The sequence below is a fragment of the Gibbsiella quercinecans genome, from assembly GCF_002291425.1.
GTDB classification, from domain to species: domain Bacteria; phylum Pseudomonadota; class Gammaproteobacteria; order Enterobacterales; family Enterobacteriaceae; genus Gibbsiella; species Gibbsiella quercinecans.
On the sequence record NZ_CP014136.1, the window covers coordinates 4,119,395 to 4,138,749 of the forward strand.

The 19,355-nt window shown below is 52.3% G+C and carries 19 protein-coding genes and 2 pseudogenes; 8 read left to right on the plus strand and 13 right to left on the minus strand.

Annotation, left to right across the window (positions count from 1 at the left end; translation table 11 throughout):
* The first annotated feature begins 3 nt into the window (after positions 1-3).
* Positions 4-816: a phosphate ABC transporter ATP-binding protein PstB gene (gene pstB, locus ACN28Q_RS18850; RefSeq protein WP_095847750.1), complete on the plus strand. Its 813-nt coding sequence runs from the start codon at positions 4-6 to the stop codon at positions 814-816.
* On the opposite strand, the gene ACN28Q_RS18855 is transcribed toward pstB, so the two are convergent.
* The 8 genes from ACN28Q_RS18855 to tssD form a co-directional block, all read right to left on the minus strand.
* Positions 807-1,346: a bactofilin family protein gene (locus tag ACN28Q_RS18855; protein WP_165907128.1), complete on the minus strand. Its 540-nt coding sequence runs from the start codon at positions 1,344-1,346 to the stop codon at positions 807-809. The two genes, pstB and ACN28Q_RS18855, sit on opposite strands and share 10 nt — an antisense overlap.
* A gap of 346 nt (positions 1,347-1,692) precedes the next feature.
* The gene (locus tag ACN28Q_RS18860) at positions 1,693-2,976 is read right to left on the minus strand and encodes an MFS transporter (protein WP_095847752.1); all 1,284 of its coding nucleotides are present in this window, start codon (positions 2,974-2,976) and stop codon (positions 1,693-1,695) included.
* Between the two features lie 517 nt (positions 2,977-3,493).
* A complete protein-coding gene (gene speG / locus ACN28Q_RS18865; protein WP_095847753.1) occupies positions 3,494-4,039 on the minus strand; it encodes a spermidine N1-acetyltransferase in 546 nt (181 codons plus the stop codon).
* Between the two features lie 111 nt (positions 4,040-4,150).
* Positions 4,151-4,792 carry a phosphoribosylglycinamide formyltransferase gene (gene purN / locus ACN28Q_RS18870; RefSeq protein WP_095847754.1) on the minus strand — a complete coding sequence of 214 codons (642 nt, stop codon included), beginning with the start codon at positions 4,790-4,792 and terminating at the stop codon, positions 4,151-4,153.
* A complete protein-coding gene (purM, locus tag ACN28Q_RS18875; RefSeq protein WP_095847755.1) occupies positions 4,792-5,829 on the minus strand; it encodes a phosphoribosylformylglycinamidine cyclo-ligase in 1,038 nt (345 codons plus the stop codon). Before purM ends, purN begins: the two co-directional genes overlap by 1 nt.
* A gap of 248 nt (positions 5,830-6,077) precedes the next feature.
* A complete protein-coding gene (locus tag ACN28Q_RS18880; protein ID WP_095847757.1) occupies positions 6,078-6,545 on the minus strand; it encodes a hypothetical protein in 468 nt (155 codons plus the stop codon).
* Positions 6,542-6,904 (minus strand): tlde1 domain-containing protein, encoded by a 363-nt coding sequence (locus ACN28Q_RS18885; protein WP_095847758.1) that lies wholly within the window; start codon positions 6,902-6,904, stop codon positions 6,542-6,544. The genes ACN28Q_RS18880 and ACN28Q_RS18885 overlap by 4 nt, the downstream gene beginning before the upstream one ends.
* Before the next feature lie 11 nt (positions 6,905-6,915).
* Positions 6,916-7,407 carry a type VI secretion system tube protein TssD gene (gene tssD / locus ACN28Q_RS18890; protein WP_095847759.1) on the minus strand — a complete coding sequence of 164 codons (492 nt, stop codon included), beginning with the start codon at positions 7,405-7,407 and terminating at the stop codon, positions 6,916-6,918.
* Between the two features lie 740 nt (positions 7,408-8,147).
* Here tssD and upp point away from each other — a divergent pair.
* From upp to ACN28Q_RS18905, 3 genes and pseudogenes are all read left to right on the plus strand, one after another.
* Positions 8,148-8,774 carry a uracil phosphoribosyltransferase gene (gene upp / locus ACN28Q_RS18895; protein ID WP_095847760.1) on the plus strand — a complete coding sequence of 209 codons (627 nt, stop codon included), beginning with the start codon at positions 8,148-8,150 and terminating at the stop codon, positions 8,772-8,774.
* 134 nt (positions 8,775-8,908) lie between these two features.
* Positions 8,909-10,198 (plus strand): uracil permease, encoded by a 1,290-nt coding sequence (gene uraA / locus ACN28Q_RS18900; protein WP_095847761.1) that lies wholly within the window; start codon positions 8,909-8,911, stop codon positions 10,196-10,198.
* Positions 10,199-10,964: 766 nt separating this feature from the next.
* A pseudogene (locus ACN28Q_RS18905) lies at positions 10,965-11,894 on the plus strand (Rpn family recombination-promoting nuclease/putative transposase).
* Here the strand turns inward: ACN28Q_RS18905 and ACN28Q_RS25200 are convergent.
* Positions 11,891-12,013, minus strand: a pseudogene (locus tag ACN28Q_RS25200) (DUF2913 family protein); the annotation flags it as partial. The pseudogenes ACN28Q_RS18905 and ACN28Q_RS25200 sit on opposite strands and share 4 nt — an antisense overlap.
* A gap of 142 nt (positions 12,014-12,155) precedes the next feature.
* On the opposite strand from ACN28Q_RS25200, the gene ACN28Q_RS18910 reads away from it, so the two are divergent.
* Both ACN28Q_RS18910 and ACN28Q_RS18915 read left to right on the plus strand, forming a co-directional pair.
* The gene (locus tag ACN28Q_RS18910) at positions 12,156-12,806 is read left to right on the plus strand and encodes a DUF421 domain-containing protein (RefSeq protein ID WP_095847762.1); all 651 of its coding nucleotides are present in this window, start codon (positions 12,156-12,158) and stop codon (positions 12,804-12,806) included.
* A gap of 143 nt (positions 12,807-12,949) precedes the next feature.
* The gene (locus ACN28Q_RS18915; protein WP_095847763.1) at positions 12,950-14,098 is read left to right on the plus strand and encodes an integrase core domain-containing protein; all 1,149 of its coding nucleotides are present in this window, start codon (positions 12,950-12,952) and stop codon (positions 14,096-14,098) included.
* Positions 14,099-14,229: 131 nt separating this feature from the next.
* Here ACN28Q_RS18915 and ACN28Q_RS18920 read toward each other — a convergent pair whose 3' ends face one another.
* Both ACN28Q_RS18920 and ACN28Q_RS18925 read right to left on the minus strand, forming a co-directional pair.
* Positions 14,230-14,478: a GlsB/YeaQ/YmgE family stress response membrane protein gene (locus ACN28Q_RS18920; RefSeq protein WP_095847764.1), complete on the minus strand. Its 249-nt coding sequence runs from the start codon at positions 14,476-14,478 to the stop codon at positions 14,230-14,232.
* A 109-nt stretch (positions 14,479-14,587) separates the two neighbouring features.
* Positions 14,588-15,109, minus strand: a complete 522-nt coding sequence (locus ACN28Q_RS18925) for an E3 ubiquitin--protein ligase (RefSeq protein WP_095847765.1) — start codon at positions 15,107-15,109, stop codon at positions 14,588-14,590.
* Between the two features lie 237 nt (positions 15,110-15,346).
* On the opposite strand from ACN28Q_RS18925, the gene hda reads away from it, so the two are divergent.
* Positions 15,347-16,048, plus strand: coding sequence for a DnaA inactivator Hda (gene hda / locus ACN28Q_RS18930; RefSeq protein WP_095847766.1), 702 nt, complete (start codon positions 15,347-15,349; stop codon positions 16,046-16,048).
* A gap of 39 nt (positions 16,049-16,087) precedes the next feature.
* Here the strand turns inward: hda and arsC are convergent, their stop codons facing one another.
* Positions 16,088-16,444 (minus strand): arsenate reductase (glutaredoxin), encoded by a 357-nt coding sequence (gene arsC, locus ACN28Q_RS18935; RefSeq protein ID WP_095847767.1) that lies wholly within the window; start codon positions 16,442-16,444, stop codon positions 16,088-16,090.
* A 23-nt stretch (positions 16,445-16,467) separates the two neighbouring features.
* Positions 16,468-17,937 carry a beta-barrel assembly-enhancing protease gene (gene bepA, locus ACN28Q_RS18940; RefSeq protein ID WP_095847768.1) on the minus strand — a complete coding sequence of 490 codons (1,470 nt, stop codon included), beginning with the start codon at positions 17,935-17,937 and terminating at the stop codon, positions 16,468-16,470.
* A 335-nt stretch (positions 17,938-18,272) separates the two neighbouring features.
* Here bepA and ACN28Q_RS18945 point away from each other — a divergent pair, with 335 nt between their 5' ends.
* Positions 18,273-19,346 carry an AI-2E family transporter gene (locus ACN28Q_RS18945; RefSeq protein ID WP_095847769.1) on the plus strand — a complete coding sequence of 358 codons (1,074 nt, stop codon included), beginning with the start codon at positions 18,273-18,275 and terminating at the stop codon, positions 19,344-19,346.
* The last annotated feature ends 9 nt before the right edge of the window (positions 19,347-19,355 follow it).

Consider the following 19,355-nt stretch of genomic DNA (forward strand, 5'->3'; position numbering starts at 1 on the left):
GTAATGGGTTTTGTGACGCTGGGCAGTTTGCCGCGCCTGAATGTACAGCAACTTAGCGACGAGCAAACGGCGCTGGCCGTGAATAACCTGAATTTGTTCTACGGCGATAAGCAGGTGCTGCATGACATTTCACTGCGGATCCCGAAATACCGGGTTACCGCACTGATCGGCCCTTCCGGCTGCGGCAAATCCACGCTGCTGCGCTGTTTTAATCGCATGAACGATCTGGTGGAACACTGCCGTATCGAAGGGGAGCTTCGGCTCCATGACGAGAATATTGCTAGCCCGCAGGCCGACGTTACCGCGCTGCGCCGCCGGGTAGGCATGGTGTTCCAGCGGCCAAACCCGTTTCCCAAATCGATTTATGAAAACGTGGTGTACGGCCTGCGGCTGCAAGGGATCCGCGATCGGCGCATTCTGGACGAAGCCATGGAGCGCTCGCTGCGGGCTGCGGCGCTGTGGCATGAGGTGAAAGATCGCCTGCGCGAGAACGCGTTTCGCCTCTCCAGCGGCCAGCAGCAGCGGCTGGTGATCGCTCGTGCGATCGCCATCGAGCCGGAAGTGCTGCTGCTTGACGAGCCGACGTCGGCGCTTGATCCTATTTCAACCCTGACGATCGAAGAGCTGATTTCGGCGTTGAAACAGCGCTACAGCGTGGTGCTGGTGACTCATAATATGCAGCAGGCGGCGCGCGTGTCTGACTACACTGCCTTTATTCATCAGGGCCGCCTGGTGGAATACAGCGACACCGACAGTATTTTCACCTCTCCGCGCCAGCGCCAGACCGAAGATTACATCACCGGGCGCTACGGCTGAAGCGCCGGGCTGGCGACCGCTTCCGGCTGGCTTTGCCCCCCGGTTTTGCCGGCGGCGCCTTTCGGTGGTACTGCTGGTTTAGCCGGCGCTTGTTGCGTGAGCTGCGATTGGCCGATAAATTTCCCGCCTTTCTCAATCGAAAAATCATCGCTGAAAATTTCCCCATGAACGCTGCCTTTCGCCTGGATAATCAGCGTAGCGGCGTGGCATTGCCCTTCGACTGTGCCATTGATGGTGATGTGCTTGGCGCGGATTTCCCCTGTAACCAGGCCGCTAAGCTCAATGCGCACCTGGTGTGAGCAGTTGATTTTGCCCTCTATTTTACCTTCGACAATAATATTGCCTTGGCCTTCCAGCGTGCCGGTTAGCTTCATGCCCTGTGATATAGCGGTGTCCTTGGTGGTTTTTACGCCGCTTGCGGCCAGCGGCGTTTCTGGCTCCGGCAGCAGTATGCCTGGGTTTTCTGGTGGTTTTACTTCGGCAGGCAGCGTTTTTTCCGTGATGTTTTTCTGCTTGTTGAATATTTGCATAATTCTCTTCCTTGTTGTTTTAAACGCGAGGTGAACCAATAACAATACGTGGATTGAAACAGCAATGATGATCGCCGCCTGTGGGTGGAGCGCCGCCAGAATAAGCCGGGTTGACCAGACAAAAATCAAAGAACTCCATGAGATCCAGACATACCATAATATATTGTAATTATACATGTTGTTTGGGTGAGCTAACATTAATTGGGCCGCTGTTGCCGCCAGTATGGTTATTTCTCTGTACAGAGAGTGACGGCATCATACCTGTTAATGAGAATTAATTCATTAGCGGCAGTTTTAATTTTTTCTAGTGATGCATTCCCGTTTTTTTATTTGTTTTAATTATTTATCAAGTGTTTGTTGATGATGGTTTTTTATATTCATCGTTATTGTATGAAACTGGTATGCCCTCTATATCCCCACAGTTGCGAAAAATAGGTACCATGATGAGAATTGAAGTTGCCCCCATTAATAAAATGGTTAATATAACACCATTATGGCCAATGGTATCAGATATCATCAAGATAACACCGGCAAGAACATTCCCTATCCTGCCAATTAAAGAATGCAAGGATAAGTAAATGCCACTTCTCTTTTTGTCAATGTGGTTCATGTATTCACTGTATATAATAGGATGATAAATAACGCCCATAAGCGATGATAAAATCGCAAAAGAAGCAAAAAATATCGGGCTTTTTATATAAAAAAGCATTAATGCATATGACAATACAAACGTACTCATCGAGAAAACCAACATGCGTGTACTCGTTTTCTTATCTGATTTTCTTATCAATAAAATAAAATAGAAAGAAAAGAACATTCCACATATAACAGATATTGTTTTAATCCATGAGAAGTATTCAATACCTGGAATTAATTTTTCATTTAAAAACGAATAAAAAGATAAATTAGATATGTAGACGGGTATGTATTGCCCAAAAGAAAACTCCATTCCCGATAACATAATGGCTGATGCTATTATTAAAATTGCATTTTTGTTTTTAAAAACATGCTGGTAATCTACAAGGGTAACTTTGCCGTTTTCATTGTTTTTCCCAATATCATTAAAATCACTCCAGTGTTTTTGGGTGTATGAATAACAAATCGATACCACTAACGACATCAACATTGAGAAAATAATGACATACTCTATGCCTTTGGTATATAAGTAAGCGCCAATCAATATTCCCATGGCTGATGATACCCCTGATAGCCATGAGTTTATTTGGAGAAAATAACGTCTATTCCCCTCATTGGTATGGTTGAATATTAATTTTTCTGCAGATGGAAGGATAAAGCTAAAAATTATGTTTTTCACCAGATAAAACAGTATAAAAAAACAAATTGAATAATTAATTGAGATAAGCATGGGAAACATAACAAGGGTATGCGCTCCCCAGCCAAAGGGAAGGATCCATCTATTTGGTTTTGCGTCAGAGTAGGCTCCTCCATAAAGGTTTGTTATAAACCCAACGAGTAAAATAGCAATGGTGGTTGCACCAGCCAATTCACTTCCTATTTTTCCCACCATGAAAATGGTTAAATAGATAATAAGAGAGTCTGTGGATAGCCTATTGAATATACTGGCTGTCAACCGAATTTTGAGTACGCCAGGCAGCCGTTTATCCATCATATTTTCTACAAGCCTTTCTTCTGACTATCTCTTCAATATTAAATCCTCTGGCCAACTCCTGCAGCGACTGATATCGTCAATAAAGTTGACTTAGATCCCATCCCACGTGTTTGCGACAACTGTTCTATTTTAAGTAAAGTGTAAGTTATTCTAATTGAATATAGGGTAATGCATTACACATCCTAATATATTTCAATAAAGTTAATTTTTCATTAAACTTTCTCCACCGTACTGAGCAACCAGACAGAAAAGGAGAATCGAAGAAATAAGCCTTATGTACAACGGCAATTTCATTTTTTAATGAAGGTTATTCGTGGGGTTATGTTCGTGTATACCCTGCAACTTGACGTCTAAAGGGTATATCACTCGCCACGCGTATATTCCGGGCTGTTGCCACAGCGGATCGAAACCGGCCCACCACACCGTCTATCAGGCGCTTTGTGATGTTTGGCGATTGAGCAGATCGCCCCATCTGGGCCGAGTGTCCTTCAAGTGATCTGCTATTTGGTGAAGTTATTTATTTGCCCAGGCCTGCCGGGGGTTTAAATTTATTCAAATACTGTGGCTGGAATATGCACATGCGCAGCACCGTGCGGTATTCACCGTTGACGAAGAATTCATCCAGCAGTTCGCCCTCAACCTCAAACCCCAGCTTGCTGTAGATATGGATCGCCTTGGGGTTCTCTTTATCGACGATCAGGTAAAGCTTGTACAGGTTCAGCACCGAGAAGCCGTATTCCATCGCCAGTTTGGCGGCGGTGCTGGCATAACCTTTGCCCTGGTGGGCCGGATCGATAATGATCTGGAACTCGGCGCGGCGGTGGATGTGGTTAATTTCAACCAGCTCTACCAGACCCACCTTGGCGCCCTCATGTTCAATGATAAAGCGGCGCTCGCTCTGATCGTGAATATGTTTGTCGTACAGATCGGAAAGTTCAACGAAGGCTTCATAAGGCTCTTCAAACCAGTAGCGCATGACGCTGGCGTTGTTGTCCATCTGGTGAACAAATGCTAAATCATCCCGTTCCAGTGGGCGCAATCTAACGTGGCTGGTGCTGGACATGCTGGCTCCTCTTGGCTGTTATACGGGCAAGTATACCCGTGGCGCGATTATTCTGGCGAAAAAAAACGGCACCGTTACGGGTGCCGTTGAGGGAGAATTTAGGTTCTGGGGCTACTCATCGGCCGCATAGCCTTGCGCCGGCAACAGCTGGCCGTCAAGCCAGGCGCCGCCGTTGCGCATCTCCAGGCGCCCATCGATAAACCAGCTTACCACCAGCGGATAGAGCGTGTGCTCCTGGGTTTGCACCCGTTCCAGCACCTCTTCCTCTGTATCGCCGGGGAAGATAGGCACTTTGGCCTGTAATACCACCGGGCCGCCGTCGAGCTGTTCGGTGACAAAGTGCACGGAGGTGCCGTGTTCACTGTCGCCGTTGTCGATAGCCTGACGGTGAGTGTTCAGGCCGGGGTATTTGGGCAGCAGGGAAGGGTGGATGTTCAGCATGCGCCCGGCATAGTGCTGCACGAACGGCGCACTGAGGATGCGCATGTAGCCGGCCAGCACCACCAGATCCGGCTGGTAGCCGTCGATAGCGTCTGCCAGCGCGGCGTCGAACGCGGCACGATCGGCAAAGGCGCCGTTATCCAGCGCCTGGGTGGCAATGCCGGCTTCACTGGCGCGCTGCAGGCCGTAAGCCTGCGCCTTGTTGCTGAACACCGCGACGATCTCGGCGGCGATGCGCCCCTGCTGGCAGGCGTCAATCAGCGCCTGGAGATTGCTCCCCTGGCCGGAGATTAACACCACGATCTTTTTCATTACCCGATAACCACGCGCTGTTCATCAGCAGCAGCGGCCAGTTTACCGATCTGCCAGGCCTTTTCACCCGCGGCGTTCAACCGTGCGATGGCGGCATCGGCTTCGGCCTGCGGCAAGGCGATGACCATACCAACGCCACAGTTGAAGGTGCGGTACATTTCGTGGCGGCTGACGTTGCCGGCCTGTTGCAGCCAGTTGAACACCGCCGGCCACTGCCAGCTTGATTCATCGATCACCGCCTGCACGCCTTCCGGCAGCACGCGTGGGATATTTTCCCAGAAGCCGCCGCCGGTCAGGTGGGCGATAGCATGGATCTCGTGATTGGCGATCAGTTCCAGCACCGATTTCACGTAGATTTTGGTTGGCGCCAGCAGGTGATCGGCCAGCGGCTTGCCTTCGAGCTGAACCGCGGTGGGATCGGTGTTGCTGAACTCAAGAATTTTGCGCACCAGCGAGTAGCCATTTGAATGCGGGCCGGAAGCGCCCAGGGCGATCAGCACGTCGCCAGGCTGAACTTTGCTGCCGTCGATGATTTCTGATTTTTCCACTACGCCAACGCAAAAGCCCGCCACGTCGTAGTCTTCGCCGTGATACATGCCCGGCATTTCAGCGGTTTCGCCGCCCACCAGGGCGCAGCCGGACTGTTTGCAGCCTTCGGCAATGCCGCTGATGACGCTGGCCGCGGTATCGACATCCAGCTTGCCGGTGGCGTAGTAATCCAGGAAGAACAACGGCTCTGCGCCTTGCACCACCAGATCGTTAACGCACATGGCCACCAAATCGATACCGATGGTGTCGTGGCGTTTCAGATCCATCGCCAGACGCAGCTTGGTGCCTACGCCGTCGGTACCGGAGACCAGCACCGGTTCGCGGTATTTTTGCGGCAACGCACACAGGGCGCCAAAACCGCCCAGCCCACCCATCACTTCCGGGCGGCGGGTCTGTTTTACTACACCTTTGATGCGGTCTACCAATGCGTTGCCGGCATCGATATCCACGCCTGCGTCTTTATAGCTGAGAGAGGTTTTGTCGGTCACTGCGCGATCCCCACGGCGGTTTGCTGTTTGAAAACTGTGCTTCCGGCGTTGATACCGGAAAATGCGCGGCAATTCTAACAGCGCAGGCAATCGTTTGCGAGTGGCTTATGCCCTCGGCCGGCTTTTTCGCCTTCTATATCCTTCATACTTCAAGTTGCAGGTATGTTGGCTTGGTTACTCGGCCCCTCCCTGGGCCTCGCCCCTTTGTCAGCAGTCTGACCTGGCATCAGCCAGGTTTGTTCTGAGGATTACTTTGTTGGGGGTTGTGCTGTTTCTTGTCTGATCTCGTCAATCACGTCACGCATGTTACTTAGACATTCTGCGGCAGGAGTTCCAGCCTTTTCCAGCACTGGCTCTGCCTTCGCGAAATACTCCTCAACCTTTATCTGATTTGCATGTGTGATTAAAGGTATGCCACATATCATTGATGTGCCGAAACGTTGCTTTAATGGGTCGGTGCTCATGTCGAGAGATTTGGTTGCGTTAATGACAGATACAGGGTCTTTAATCAGCGCCATGCTAAGAGCTGTCGTCAGTTCCTCTGTGTGCTCAGCGTCGAGGGTATCACCAATATTGTCAATTTTCCCCGGCAATGCATGGAGTGTTTTGTTGTCTGCCCGTTCTATCAGTTGAATATAAACGCTCCATTCTTTTAACGATGCCATGCATGAGGACGAGATAATGCAGGCGATCAGCAAGATGGTTCGCCGAATCATCTTACTACCTCCAGTGACTTATCCGGTGATTGGATGATTTTTGTGCGAATAACCGGTCCAAGTATTATACAGCCCTCAGAGGCGAATCCAGGTACTTTCGGCGGCTTCCTCTCGCCGTGGATACGAAACAGAGAACGTCCATAACTTTCGCCAGATGTTTGCGTCAAAATTATGGTAAATGGCCCCTTTGAATTAGTATGCCCGCCAATATGCCAAGTGCCGCGAGGTATTGGCCCCATACCTTTAACATGCTGCCGATCTGGATTGTTTTTGTTGGTCAGATTCCCCGAATAACCTTTACCGATTAACTTACCGTTATGCCACAGCTCGCCGGTACTTTGGTGGTATATCCATGCCATGTGTTGTTCTCCTATGCCGCGCTGCGCTTTTTCCAGGAATCAGAGTGAATAATATTGCCTTCCAAATATTTCCAGGTGATTTTCTCATACGTCATTTCGAGCTCTTCAAGGTGATCGTGACGTTCGTAGTCCGGGTCTTTGACATCTTCCATAAACGGTACGACACAGGTAATACGGGCATTCTCAAGAAGTACGTTAAAATATTCTTCTTCCTGTCCGGCGTAATTAATGCGATAGAATTTAAGCTCGGCGGATTTTAAGCGTTCCCCGGAGGTAACGAACTGATAAAGGTACGGACTGGAAGAATCCAGCGCTTTGGTGAGGATAAAGGGCGCATGTTCGCGAGGTGCCGTTATCTTGCCGGACAGATCATCGGTAGGGAGTGATACGGCATGAGCTAGCGCGGTTATCTCTATGCTTCCCTCGCGTTGGTGTATGTCTACAGATCCTTTGACGGGGTTTCCACCATCGTCCTTTAACCATAAATAAACAGGTATAGCCATTCAGTGAGTTCCTTTCTCATTATTAGAACGCTAATTATCACCTTGCATTCCTTTACGGATGAAACATCAAATGATTCTTTATTGATTTAAATCAATAGAATGAGTTTTTTTGATTTTGGTTCAAACAGAAATACGTGGCGTTGAATCTCTGCAACGATTTGGGATCACGGTTATGTAGTCACTGACGAAATCTATACCCAAAATAATTCGAGTTGCAGGACAAAAATGCAAAAGCGTTTTTGAACAACGCTAGCGCTGGCCCCGAAGGGGTGAGGCCAGATGGCCGAATCACGCGGCTTTGCTGCGACAAATTCGTCAGGAACGAATTTGCCTGGCCCCTGGCCAGCCTTCGGTGAGAGACAAGGATGTCTCTCATCAATCCCCTGGAGCTTACCGAAGTCAAGTGACTGGGGTGAGCTCTTAAACGCCACGTACTGGCCTCAGGTAATGACCGGGAACACTTCGTTGATGTTCGTGGAGAACTCCCGACCGGAAGATTGGACCAATAACACGCTATCGCGTGGCGGGCGACAGTGTTTTCTGGAGCGCGTGACTCGCCGACGAACAGCGGCCGGAAGACGTTGACCTGGTAATCATCATCGTCCGTAATTATCTGCGGGGTGATCTATTATTAAAACTTTTGTTGATCCCGATCGGGCTCGCGTGGATGGCACAGCCCCAAAAAGGCGGTATAATCCCGCGATTTTTTGGCCGTCAACCGCCTTAATAGGAGAAAAATGATGAAGATCGTTGAGGTGAAACACCCGCTGGTGAAACATAAGCTGGGCCTGATGCGTGAACATGACATCAGTACCAAACGCTTTCGTGAGCTGGCTTCTGAAGTGGGGAGTTTGCTGACCTATGAAGCGACCGCCGATCTGGAAACCGAGAAGGTGACCATTGAGGGCTGGTGTGGGCCGGTTGAGATTGACCAGATTAAAGGGAAAAAAATTACCGTCGTGCCGATCCTGCGCGCCGGCCTGGGGATGATGGATGGCGTGCTGGAACACGTGCCCAGCGCGCGCATCAGCGTGGTAGGGGTATACCGTAACGAAGAAACCCTGGAACCCGTGCCGTATTTCCAGAAGTTGGTGTCCAATATCGAAGAGCGTATGGCGCTGATCGTCGATCCGATGCTGGCGACCGGCGGCTCAATGATTGCCACCATTGATCTGCTGAAAAAAGCCGGCTGTAACAGCATTAAAGTGCTGGTGCTGGTTGCCGCGCCGGAAGGCATCCGCGCATTGGAAAAAGCGCACCCAGACGTTGAGCTGTACACCGCCGCCATTGACCAGTGTTTGAATGAGAAGGGCTACATCGTGCCGGGCCTGGGCGATGCGGGCGATAAAATATTTGGTACCAAGTAACATTTGAGCCGGCGCTGAAGTCGGCTTTTTTTTGCCTGGGCTTTATTGGGCTGGCGCGGGTGCCGAAGGGTATTGCGCCCAGCCTGGTCAGCATGGCATGACTGCAAACACCACGTTCAGAGGAAAAACACACCATGACCCGTCGCGCCATTGGCGTCAGTGAGCGCTTGCCGCTGCTCCAGACTATTCCGCTCAGTTTCCAGCATTTATTCGCCATGTTCGGCGCTACGGTGCTAGTGCCTATCCTGTTCAAGATAAACCCGGCGACGGTGCTGCTGTTCAACGGCGTGGGTACGCTGCTGTACCTGTTTATTTGTAAAGGGAAAATCCCCGCTTATTTGGGCTCTAGCTTTGCGTTTATTTCCCCGGTGCTGTTGCTGTTGCCGTTGGGGTATGAGGTGGCGCTGGGCGGCTTTATCATGTGTGGCGTGCTGTTCTGCCTGGTGGCGTTGATCGTGCAGAAGGCCGGCACCGGCTGGCTGGATGTGCTCTTCCCGCCGGCGGCGATGGGGGCCATCGTTGCGGTTATCGGCCTGGAATTGGCGGGCGTGGCGGCCAATATGGCCGGGCTGCTGCCGGCGGACGGCGCTTCGGTGGATGGCACCACCATCACTATTTCGATGGTGACGCTGGGTGTCACGGTGCTCGGTTCGGTGCTGTTCCGCGGTTTCCTGGCGATTATCCCGATTTTGATTGGCGTGCTGGTGGGCTATGCGCTGTCGTTTGGCATGGGCGTGGTGGATTTGACGCCGATCCGCGAGGCGCACTGGTTTGCCTTGCCCACTTTCTACACGCCGCGTTTTGAGTGGTTTGCCATTCTGACTATTTTGCCAGCGGCGCTGGTGGTGATTGCCGAGCACATCGGCCATCTGGTGGTGACGGCCAATATCGTTAAAAAAGATCTGATTCGCGATCCGGGGCTGCACCGTTCCATGTTTGCCAACGGTATTTCGACGGTGATTTCCGGTTTCTTCGGCTCCACGCCGAACACCACCTACGGCGAGAATATCGGCGTGATGGCGATTACCAAGGTATACAGCACCTGGGTGATTGGCGGCGCGGCGATTTTGGCGATCCTGCTTTCCTGCATCGGTAAACTGGCGGCGGCGATTCAGGCCATCCCGGTGCCGGTCATGGGCGGCGTATCGCTGCTGCTGTATGGCGTGATTGGCGCTTCCGGTATTCGTGTGCTGATTGAATCCAAGGTGGATTATAACAAGGCGCAGAACCTGATCCTGACCTCGATTATCCTGATTATCGGCGTGAGCGGTGCCAAGGTGCATATCGGTGCCGCTGAGCTGAAAGGCATGGCGCTGGCCACTATTGTGGGTATTTGCCTGAGCCTGCTGTTCAAGGTCATTAGTCTTTTCCGCAAGGAGGAAGAGGTGATTGATGTGCAGGAAGAGCGCGGTATACAGAAGTAAGCGTTAAAAGGGCGGGCTTTGGTTGATATGGCGAGGGTTTCGGTCGCCATAACACCGTAGCCCGCGCCCGATTCAGGGCAGAGCCTGTATGAACCGGGCACATGGGTAACAGGTTATAACTGGCACAGTCAACGATATAGGGAGGTTTACTGTGCCTTGGCCTGAGAGTGTTACCATGCAATGTTTCTCCGGGCTGGAGTAACAGTTGTTGACTCCGCCGTTTGTGAAGATCAGCGAGCCGGCTTGTGTTGCCGGAGCCATGATGATCCGTTGCAGTCGAGATTCAGGCGTTGGGTATGCGCCTTCACTGCATATGTGGGTTTCCTGTGTTGACATCGATGTGGTAGCGATGTCGATGGCGTTGTCTTCGCTTGGCATTCCTGGAGAGGTTGTGTTGGGGAACGCACTGGCAGATGAACGGCGATTGGTGATGTATACCCCGATGCATTGGTTAGAACAATGGCCACTTTGCTTACAGACGATTAAAGCGATTAGTTGACTACTATCGCCCCTGACAGAGGCGATTATTTTTTGCGTATTAATTGCGGGGTGTATTTTATGAGTCTAAATTCTTGGCCAGAACTGACGCTATGGCTTTTTAGTTCTCGGTGGGTTTGCCGCATTTTCTTGGCCTTATCACGTCTGGAGGAGTCGTAGAAAAGGGGAATAGACACAACCACCCTAGCGTGGTCCCTTGAAGGAAGGGCAATTCCGTTCACACCTGGTTGTGATAGCATAGCTGCGACATTTTTCAGAGCCAGGGTTGATGAAAAAGAAAAGCAACACGCCAACGCCCCACGACGCCACGTTCCGGCAGTTCCTGACCCAACCGGAGATTGCCCGGGATTTTATGTAAATCCATTTGCCGGCCGAGTTGCGCGCTATCTGCGACCTTACCACGCTGAAACTGGAATCCGGCTCGTTCGTTGAGGATGATCTCCGCCAGTATTTCAGCGACGTCCTCTACAGCCTGAAAACCACCGCCGGCGACAGTTACGTCCATGTACTTATCGAACACCAGTCGAGTCCCGATAAACACATGGCCTCCAGGATGTTTCGCTATGCTATAGCCGCCATGCAGCGCCATCTTGAGGCGAGCCATAAGAAGTTGCCGCTGGTAATTCCGGTGCTGTTTTATGTAGGCAAACGCAGCCCGTATCCATACTCCACCCGTTGGCTGGATGAATTTGAAGACCCGGAGCTGGCTGGAAAACTCTACAGCTGTGCTTTTCCGCTGGTCGATGTCACCGTCATTCCGGATGATGAGATTATGGGCCATCGCAGTATGGCCGCCCTGACCCTGCTTCAGAAGCATATTCACCAGCGCGATATGGCCACCCTTACGGATCGGCTGGCCACGCTGCTGATGACCGATTATCTTTCTTCACCACAGGTCATGGCACTGATACAATACTTAGTACAGGTGGGTGAGTCAGCCGACTCTGAAGCCTTTGTACGCGAACTGGCACAGCGTGTGCCGCAACACGGAGACGCACTTATGACCATCGCACAACAACTTGAACAGAAGGGTATCGAGAAGGGTATCCAGCTTGGCAGGCAGGAAGGTCGCAATGAAGGCAAGCTGGAAGGTAAGCTTGAAGTTGCCCGTACCATGCTGCAGAACGGCATTGACCGCAATACCGTCATGAAAATGACCGCTCTGACTGAAGACGACCTGGCGCAGATCCGCCACTAATCATCCTTTCCTGACACTCCCTGTCTGGCCATCAGCGTAAACTGGTGGGGCAGGGAGGCATCCCCTTCAGGCTCTGCCTGCCAGCTACAGCGATTAAACAGCTTCATCACGCCTGCTAACACTTTACACCGGGCACATGGGTAACAGGTTATAACTGTTTCAGCAACGATGCGTTTGCCCGGCTCGCAGGGTATAATCTCAATTTACGGGGAATATTTATCCTGTAATGTAAAATATGACGGGAATAGGGAGACATCGGGTATGGAATACTACGGCTACGTGCTGATTAAATTTATTATTGGCTTTGCCATTGTTATCGCGCACCTGAATTTTTCAGGCAAAACCCAGCTATCGCAAATGACGCCGGTGGATTTTATCGGCAACTTTGTGCTGGGGGGGATTATCGGCGGGGTTATCTACAGCGATAGCATACCGCTTTATCAATATGTGATTGTGTTGTTCATCGGCGTTCTTCTGATTTCGCTGCTTAATTCTATTAGCAAGCACTGCAATTTTTTCCGCTCGGTGACCATTGGCAATCCGCTGCCGATTATCAAGAATGGCCGTTTTATTATGAATAACATTCTTGAGAAGAAAAATAAGATCGACATTCTCAACGTTTCCTCGCAGTTGCATAGCCAGGGCATTCACGCCTTTCAGGAGATCGTCTATGCGCAGATTGAGCCCAGCGGCCAACTGACGGTGGTGTGTGACGGCACCAAAATGCCCTCGGTGATCGTGATGAAAAGCGGCAAGATCAGAACCTACGAACTGGAAGAAATTGAGAAAAGCGAAGAGTGGCTGCATAAACAATTACAGGATCGCCAGTTAAACCAGGAAGATATTTTTCTTGCCGAATTCTGGGATGGCAAAATTGTGTTTATCCTCAATGACGGGACTATCGTCAGATAACGTGCTGCAACGCCTTGCCGCTATGGCAACGGAAAGATAAGGGGCCGCGGTTTGTATGAACCGGGCACATGGGTAACACTTTACACCGGGCACATGGGTAACAGGTTATAACTGGCACAGTTAACGAGATAGGGAGGTTTACTGTGCCTTGGCCTGAGAGTGTTACCATGCAACGTTTGCAATTTGTCACCGCTTGTCTGAAGGGCGATACTTCTGTCGCTGAGCTATGCCGCCGTTTCAACATTAGTCGCAAAACTGGCTATAAGTGGCTGTCCCGATTTTCTCCTGATGATATTTCCTCTCTTTCTGACCATTCCCGAGCTCGCCATCATCAACTTTCCACACCGCTGCCAACGGTGGAATTGCTTCTTGAGAAGAAACAGCAGCACCCTACATGGGGCCCGGAAAAGATAAGACAATTACTTTTGAATATGGATGTTTCGGATGTGCCCGCTGCCAGTACTATTGGGGGCATATTTAAGGTCCATGGCCTGACAAAAAAACGTAATCGATTGAAATACAAACCCAAACGGTCTTATGTGCTCCATAAGATAAACCAGCCAAATGATGTCTGGAGCGCGGATTTCAAAGGCAAGTTCACCCATACAACCGGACGTTGGTGTCATCCTTTCACACTGACGGATAACTACAGCAGAATGGTACTTGCCTGTGATGCCACGTATTTACCCGATGGGAAATTTGTCATTCCCTGCCTCGAGCGAGTCTTCCACGAATGTGGTTTGCCCCAGGTTCTACGCACCGATAACGGTCCACCTTTTGCCGGTGCCGGGCTGTGGGGATTAAGCCAGATGTCTATCTGGCTAATCAAATGTGGTGTTACTCCCGAGCGAATTCGCCCAGGGAAACCGACAGAGAATGGACGTCATGAAAGAATGCACAGAACAATGAAAGAGGGAATGAAACAGTGTCATAAATTTGCCTCTCTGGAGGAACAACAGACATGGCTAAACACATGGAGAAAAGAATTTAATGAAGTTCGGCCACATAAGGCTCTGGGAGGAAAAACGCCCCAATCAGTCTGGTGTCCTTCCCCCCGGATTTATACTGGGGCACAAAAGGAGATGCCGGTACCAAAGGGGGCGAAGTTACTGCGTGTGGAAGTGAAAGGTGATTTATGGTTCAACGGCCGACGAATCTTCCTATCGGAGGCCCTCAGGTATGAATGGGTGTGGATGAAAGAAGTTGATGATGACACGGACGAAATAGGGTTCGGGGAGTTGGTATTGGCCCGGTACGATAGACAGAACCATCGTATAATCCGGGCTGATTAAAGAATAAATGCGTTACCTATGAGGCTGGTCAGATCTGTAACCTATGTGCCCGGTTCATACAGGTTGCGGCCCCTGGCGTTTTTAGCCGCTGCGTGCGATCTGCGGCGGCTGATATAATACGGCGGCTAACGTTAGCTGCGGATTTTGCGGTAAACAAACAGCACCACAATGGCACCAATCACCGCTACGATGAAGCTGCCGAAGTTGAAGCCGTCAACTTTACCAAAGCCAAAGAAGGTACTGATATAACCACCGACAACGGCACCGATAACCCCCAGCACCACGGTCATAATGAAACCACCCCCGTCTTTGCCTGGCATAATCCATTTAGCGATAATGCCTGCGATAAGACCAAAAATAATCCAGGAAATAATACCCATTTAACTTCTCCTTGCCGTGAAATACTGACATACCCGCTATTTACCAACCGCGGAGTTTCGCCGTTCACCCCCCACATCAGGAGTGTGGCTTATACCCGCAGCCGAAAACTTATTGGGCTGCGCTATTCTGCGTGTTTGCTGGTGCCTCTGTCGATGGCGTTGTGTCATTTTGCCCATCTTCAGTTTTTTTCTCGATACTGTTTTTAATCTGTTCCGTTTTGGCTTTCGCCTGTTCAGTCAGGTTATTGGCGCCGCTGATAGCATCATTTTTGATGGTTTTTGCCTGTTCAACCAACGCCTGGCTTTGTTGGCTGGCATCGGTTTTGATGGCAGCGGCTTTGGCTTTGGCATCATCGGTGAGCGCATGCGCATGTTTTTCTGCGTCGCTCTGAATGGCGGAAGCCTTATCTTTCAACTGATCGGCCTGAACCGCCGCTTGTTTCTTGATTTCTTCCGCTTTCGCTTTTGCACTGTCCGTCAGCTGGTCGGCCTTTTGCTGTGCGGCGTCAGTGATCTGTTCCGCGCTGTCTTTGGCTTTATCCAGGTTGGCGTCCACTTTGGAAGCATCGTCACAGCCTGCGACCAACAGACCGATAACCGAAGCCAGCAATACTTTATTCCATGAATTCATTCTTAAAATCCTTGCAGTAACCTTGATGATGATCATTGCTTCTTGCTTTTCCATACTAGGACAAATTCGTGACAAAATACAAATTCCCGCAATAAAAGGTTTCCCTTTGGGGGGATTTTTGTCCTGGCTTGCATGTTTTGGCTACTATTCCACCATAAAATCCTGCCGGTTCATTTGCCGGCGCATTCTGTGATAAACTGGCGGCGTTTTCCTGCCAGTTTTGGTTGAGGTGCTTCTCTGAATACGCCGGCACAGCTTTCACTGCCACTTTATCTGCCCGATGATGAAACTTTCGCCAGTTTTTATCCGGGTGAGAACCCATCCCTATTAGCTGCGATCCAGTCCGCCGTCCGCCAGGAGCATGGCAGTTATATTTATTTCTGGTCGCGTGAGGGCGGGGGGCGTAGCCATTTGCTGCATGCGGCCTGTGCGGAATTGTCGCAGCGCGGTGAAGCGGTGGGCTATGTGCCGCTGGATAAGCGCGCCTATTTCGTGCCTGAAGTGTTAGACGGCATGGAGCAGTTGGCGCTGGTGTGCATCGATAATATCGAATGCATCGCCGGCGACGAAGAGTGGGAAATGGCGATTTTCAACCTCTACAACCGCATTCTGGAAACCGGGCGCACACGCTTGTTTATCACCGGCGATCGCCCGCCGCGCCAGCTTAATCTGCACCTGCCCGATCTGGCCTCGCGCCTTGACTGGGGGCAAATCTACAAGCTTCAGCCGCTGTCCGACGACGAAAAGCTACAGGCGCTGCAACTGCGTTCCAAACTGCGTGGTTTTGAACTTCCGGAGGACGTGGGGCGCTTTTTGCTGAAGCGGCTGGATCGTGAAATGCGCACGCTGTTCATGACGCTGGATCAGCTCGATCGCGCATCAATCACCGCCCAGCGCAAGCTGACCATTCCATTTGTGAAAGAGATCCTGGGGTTATAACGCTGGAAAATCCGGGCCTGCGGGCGCAGGCCCCATGCCTTAGAGAATCTCCAGTACCTGCTCCGGCGGGCGACCGATGCGGGCCTGCTTGCCTTTGACCACGATCGGGCGTTCAATCAGCTTCGGGTTTTCCACCATCGCCTGCAGCAACTGTGCTTCACTTAAGCTCTCATCCGCCAACCCCAGCGTTTTGTATTCCTCTTCCTTCTTACGCATCAGCTCGCGTGCTGAATGCATCCCCAAAGCCTGCAACAGCGTTTTCAACTCAGCCACAGACGGCGGGGTATCAAGGTAGCGCACGACGTGGGGGGCAATGCCGCGCTGTTCCAGTAATCCCAGGGTTTCACGGCTTTTGGAACAGCGTGGGTTGTGGTAAATGGTGACGGTGTTATTCATCTGATAATCATTCCTTGTATAAATCAACTGCGCTGGTATTGGCGGAAGCGCTGCTGCAATTGGCGCAGTTGGTCAATGCGGGCATCGTAGCGCGCCTGTTTCAGGCTGCCGAGTTTTTCCAGCGAGCTGGCGTTGCTGAGCAGGCCGATGGCCTGATCCAGTTTACCGGTCAGCGCCAGGCTTTCGGCGCGGGCGGAAAGTTCCTCATCGCGCAGCCCCTGCGCGGCGCTGGCCTGCGCCAGCAGATCCCAACCGTTCGGATCGTCCGGGTGGTTGAAGGTATAGCGGTTGAGGATCCGCGAAGCCTGTGCTGGCTGGTTGCCTTCCACGTAGGCGTTGGCCAGGTTGAGCAGCAGCACGGGGTTGTTGCTCTGGGCAGCATTGGCGTTTTGCAGGCGGGCGATGGCCTGTGCGGCGCGTTTCTGGCCTAAATCGATATCGGTGAGCAGATCAAGGTACCAGACGTTTTTCGGATCCTGTGCCAACAGCGGCTGGATAATCGCGCGCGCATTGTCGTATTTCTTCGCGGTGTAGAACAGAATGGCGCGGCCATATTTGGCGGCATTTTGCTGGCGCACGTTGCCCTGGCTGTAAGTGGTGAGCAAATCTTCCGTCAGGCCGTAACCTTCGGCGCTGTACATCCCCATGGCGCGGACTTTGGCCATGTAGTAATCCTGCGTGGATTGAACCAGATGGCGCGGCATCTGGTTGGCGCGGTTGCGCGCGTCGGAAAGCCGGCTGTCCGGCAGTGGGTGGGTCAGCAGCATCTCCGGGGGCTTGGAGGCGTAGCGCGATTGATCGGAAAGCTTTTGCAGGAAGTCGGGCATTGCCTGCGGATCAAACCCGGCGCGCTCTAGCACCTGCAGGCCGATGCGGTCGGCTTCCTGTTCGTTGGCCTGGGTAAAACTGATGATCCCTTGCTGGGTACCGGCGATGGTGCCGCTGAGCGCCGCCATGCCGGCCGCCGGGTTGGCCATCGCCAGCAAAATGGAGCCGAGTGCGCCAACCCAGGTCAGCGGGGCATTGCGCTGTTGATCTTCCATGGCGCGCGCCAGGTGGCGCTGGGTCACGTGCGAGATTTCGTGCGCCAACACCGAGGCCAGCTGGCTTTCATTGTCGGTAACCCGCAGCAGGGCGGAGTGCAACACCACGTTGCCGCCGAAGAAGGCAAAGGCGTTGATTTCATCATTGCGCACCAGATAAAAATGGAACGGGGTGCGCACAGAATAGGCGCTGGCCACCAGGCGGTTGCCCAGTTGGTTGATGTACTGCAGCAGTAACGGATCGTTGATCAGCGGCGCGCTGGCGCGTAACTGCCGCACGTAAAAATCGCCCATCGCCAGCTCTTGCCCGATGCTGAGGGTGCTACCGGCTGTGGTGCCCATGTCCGGCAATTGATCCGGCGCCTGGGCATTTGCCGGCGCGAGCGCGCTGGTGCTGGCGGCGCCCAGCAACAGTACTGCGATCGCTGTTTTGGTCAACCGGGTGATCATAGTTTGGGATATCCTTCGTTATGCCGTGTGCAAACGTTCTGCCTGCATGCCAGGGCTTTATTATCAAAAGCCTGTTTTGCCGACAGATAGCGGCGTAGTGCCTTCACATCATAGCCAGCCGTGGGCCACAATGAAATGTTTACCCCGGCTTTTCATTCCACAATGTGCGGCGGGGCACTGGGCCCGGCCAATCCACGCGGCGCGCGGCTTTTTGCCAGGGTCTTGATTCTTTACGTTACATCCGCCCGGCGGCGGGGGATAATCTGTCTGGCATGATGCACCGCGCAGGCCGCCCGCCTGCCCCTCTTACCGACGTTCTCAAGGAGCACTCTCTGATGCTGGAGATGTTACTACAGTGGTATCGCCGCCGTTTTACCGATCCACAGGCCATTGCGCTATTGGTGATTTTACTGGCCGGGTTTTGCATCCTCTATTTTCTGCACGGCATCCTGACACCGCTGCTGGTGGCCATTGTGCTGGCCTATCTGTTGGAGTGGCCGACCGCGCGCCTGCAGCGCCTGGGGTGTTCGCGCACCTGGGCTGCCAGTATGGTGCTGATTGTGTTCGGCGGTGTTGTGATGTTGCTGGTGTTTGTGGTGGCGCCCACTGCCTGGCAGCAGGGCATCAACCTGATGGGCGATATGCCCGGCATGCTTAACCAGTTCTACCACTATGCCGCCACGCTGCCCAAACGCTACCCGGCGTTGATGGATGCCGGCATTATCGACATGATGGCCGAGAATTTGCGCACCCGCCTGTCAGGCATGGGCGAATCGGTGGTGAAGTTCTCCCTGGCTTCGCTGGTGGGGCTGTTGGCGTTGGCTATCTACCTGGTGCTGGTGCCGCTGATGGTGTTCTTCCTGCTGAAAGACAAAGAGCAGATGATCAACGCCGTGCGCCGCGTGCTGCCGCGCAACCGTGGCCTGGCGGGCCAGGTGTGGGTAGAGATGAACCAGCAGATCACCAACTATATTCGCGGCAAGGTGCTGGAAATGGTGATCGTTGGCGTGGCCACTTATCTGGTGTTCGTGATCCTGGACATGCGCTATTCGCTGCTGCTGGCGGTGCTGGTGGGTATTTCGGTGCTGATCCCTTACGTGGGGGCGGTGCTGGTTACCATTCCGGTTGTGGTGGTGGCGATGTTCCAGTGGGGCGTCGGGCCGGACTTCTGGACGCTGATTGTCGCCTACCTGGTGGTGCAGGGGCTGGACGGCAACCTGCTGGTGCCGATTTTATTCTCCGAGGCGGTCAACCTGCACCCGCTGGTGATTATTATGTCGGTGATCGTGTTCGGCGGGCTATGGGGGTTCTGGGGCGTGTTTTTCGCTATCCCGCTGGCCACGTTGGTGAAGGCGGTGATCCATGCCTGGCCGGACGATATGCTGGTGGATATGCAGGCTGATAAGTAAGGCGATGGC

Coding starts and splice junctions, on each gene's coding strand:
- pstB (WP_095847750.1), top strand. CDS start 4: ATGGGTTTTGTGACGCTGGGCAGTTTGCCGCGCCTGAATGTACAGCAA.
- ACN28Q_RS18855 (WP_165907128.1), bottom strand. CDS start 1,346: ATGCAAATATTCAACAAGCAGAAAAACATCACGGAAAAAACGCTGCCT.
- ACN28Q_RS18860 (WP_095847752.1), bottom strand. CDS start 2,976: ATGATGGATAAACGGCTGCCTGGCGTACTCAAAATTCGGTTGACAGCC.
- speG (WP_095847753.1), bottom strand. CDS start 4,039: ATGTCCAGCACCAGCCACGTTAGATTGCGCCCACTGGAACGGGATGAT.
- purN (WP_095847754.1), bottom strand. CDS start 4,792: ATGAAAAAGATCGTGGTGTTAATCTCCGGCCAGGGGAGCAATCTCCAG.
- ACN28Q_RS18880 (WP_095847757.1), bottom strand. CDS start 6,545: ATGATTCGGCGAACCATCTTGCTGATCGCCTGCATTATCTCGTCCTCA.
- ACN28Q_RS18885 (WP_095847758.1), bottom strand. CDS start 6,904: ATGGCATGGATATACCACCAAAGTACCGGCGAGCTGTGGCATAACGGT.
- tssD (WP_095847759.1), bottom strand. CDS start 7,407: ATGGCTATACCTGTTTATTTATGGTTAAAGGACGATGGTGGAAACCCC.
- upp (WP_095847760.1), top strand. CDS start 8,148: ATGAAGATCGTTGAGGTGAAACACCCGCTGGTGAAACATAAGCTGGGC.
- uraA (WP_095847761.1), top strand. CDS start 8,909: ATGACCCGTCGCGCCATTGGCGTCAGTGAGCGCTTGCCGCTGCTCCAG.
- ACN28Q_RS18910 (WP_095847762.1), top strand. CDS start 12,156: ATGGAATACTACGGCTACGTGCTGATTAAATTTATTATTGGCTTTGCC.
- ACN28Q_RS18920 (WP_095847764.1), bottom strand. CDS start 14,478: ATGGGTATTATTTCCTGGATTATTTTTGGTCTTATCGCAGGCATTATC.
- ACN28Q_RS18925 (WP_095847765.1), bottom strand. CDS start 15,109: ATGAATTCATGGAATAAAGTATTGCTGGCTTCGGTTATCGGTCTGTTG.
- arsC (WP_095847767.1), bottom strand. CDS start 16,444: ATGAATAACACCGTCACCATTTACCACAACCCACGCTGTTCCAAAAGC.
- bepA (WP_095847768.1), bottom strand. CDS start 17,937: ATGATCACCCGGTTGACCAAAACAGCGATCGCAGTACTGTTGCTGGGC.
- ACN28Q_RS18945 (WP_095847769.1), top strand. CDS start 18,273: ATGCTGGAGATGTTACTACAGTGGTATCGCCGCCGTTTTACCGATCCA.